A 2,092-nucleotide genomic window follows, 5' to 3' on the forward strand; every position below is an offset into this window, starting at 1 on the left:
CATCCCAATTATGCCAAATATAAAAGATATGCCAAAAATAGGTGAAATCACTATTGGTCCTGTTATATCCTCAACACATACCGACATGAGTGCTGTTTACTGGATAGGAAACAACGGTTTAATTGACAACTGCATATTCACCGGCAACACAGCAATAAACGGAGGAGCAATAACCTGGAAAGGAAACAATGGAGCCATTAACAACACATTATTCATAAACAATACAGCACAGGGAATAGCAGGCGCCATTTACATGGCTGGAGAAAACAATATAATAAGCAACTGTAATTTTACAAACAGTATCTCCCTATTATCCGGAGAAGCCATTTATCTAGATCCCGGACGAAAAAATATCACCGCCAAAAACCTGAAATCCAACGAATTACTCATAATTGACGGACAAAAAACCAATATTGGTGCGGATGCCCTTCTATATACAAATTGGGTTGATATTAGCCCCTTTGAAAATGACAGACAAATCGACATTATCCCATTATTATATAAAACCATTACTTTAGGAGGCATAAATTACCTGGCAGACAATAAAACATCATATATCGGTTCATACAACAGCACTAGCGGAGATTTCGTATTGATAACATATACAAATTATGGAGAAATAATGGAAGAATATTCAGGAATTGAATACATCAGACAATTCTCATTCACAAACATAACAGACCTTAGCCAAGTTTTCACAGATGCATACCACACAACTTACACAACATCCACCGTACAGATAGGAACAGTATATATCAATAATGCAGATGACTATGCCAAATTATTGGCAAAGAAAAACTACCCAAAATTCTTTTCAAGACAAAAAGATGAAACCCGAGAATTAAACATCATATTTACAAAAAAATTATCCATCAACTCCAACAGCTGCTTTAATCTGGATGCAACCGGCTGCGACATAATAACCCTCTACGGCAACGACTCATCAATAATGGCAAAAAATGAAGTTAGAAATGAGGACAAATGGATAACCAACACTAAAACCAGTTTCATTGCATACAACATCCAAGTAGGCGGATTCAACACCGCAATAGAAAACAAAGGCGGTTTAGTCATCTTAAACAACGTAAAATTACACGACAACAAAATGGACTATATCATATATCCGGATTGGGGAGCAGCAATACTAAACACAGGATACTGCATATGTAACAACTGCAGTTTCACCAACAATTACTGCTCCAAAGGAGGAGCAATCTTCAACTACGGAACACTGGAACTCAACAACTGCACATTCAAAGGAAACTATGCATATCAGGATGGAGACAATATCTTAAATGTAGGCGAAGGTATTGTCATATATAACGGAAATAAAATAGTCCACGGAAACTACGGCCCAATTATCTATAAAGAAAATGCAGATACCGTATTAAATGACGTACTTATTATTACAGCACTAATAACTGGAATCGTGTTAATTATAGTTGGAACATTTTTCTTAATAGTAGGCCAACCAATAATAGCCGTTTGTTTAATTTCTGCAGGTGCAATTTTAATAGGTGGCGCTACTATTTTAAGTTCACTATATTATAATTCAAGAGATGACGTTCTATTTCATGATAAACAGAATTTAACTCCAGAAAATATTACAGCCCCAATTAAAAAAATAGATGAAATCATTTTTAATTAACTTTAGATAATAATACCCCATATTACAACACAGGTGAGTGATACCATTCGAAAGAGACATATATTAATAATATTAATTATTGCTTTTATAAGTATTTCTTGCGCATCAGCAAGTGACAATACAAATATAACCGCAAATTCTGGTTCAGATATCCACACAAATAATATACCTGCACCAGGAAATTTTGATGACCTGCAAAACGATATTGCAAATCTCAACCCCGGAGATATTTACAATATAAATCAGGATTATATTTTTGACCCATGCAGTGACCCAAATTATATTGGTCCAAAAATCATTACACATGAAGGCATATTAATTGCAACAGATAACGTAACTATCAACGGTAACGGCCACATTATTGACGGAAATTACAATACCGCACTTTTTAAAATAACCGGAAACAACGTTAAAATCATAAATTTGACTCTTATCAATGCAAAA

2 pseudogenes are annotated in these 2,092 nt (G+C 34.7%); both read left to right on the forward strand.

Going from position 1 to position 2,092, the window contains the following annotated elements:
• Positions 1 to 1,648 (forward strand): annotated as a pseudogene (locus ACKI5C_RS08645) (hypothetical protein); the annotation flags it as partial.
• A gap of 33 nt (positions 1,649 to 1,681) precedes the next feature.
• A pseudogene (locus tag ACKI5C_RS08650) lies at positions 1,682 to 2,092 on the forward strand (hypothetical protein); the annotation flags it as partial.

Origin of the sequence: Methanobrevibacter sp. (assembly GCF_045646045.1) — an archaeon.
Lineage (GTDB): Archaea > Methanobacteriota > Methanobacteria > Methanobacteriales > Methanobacteriaceae > Methanocatella.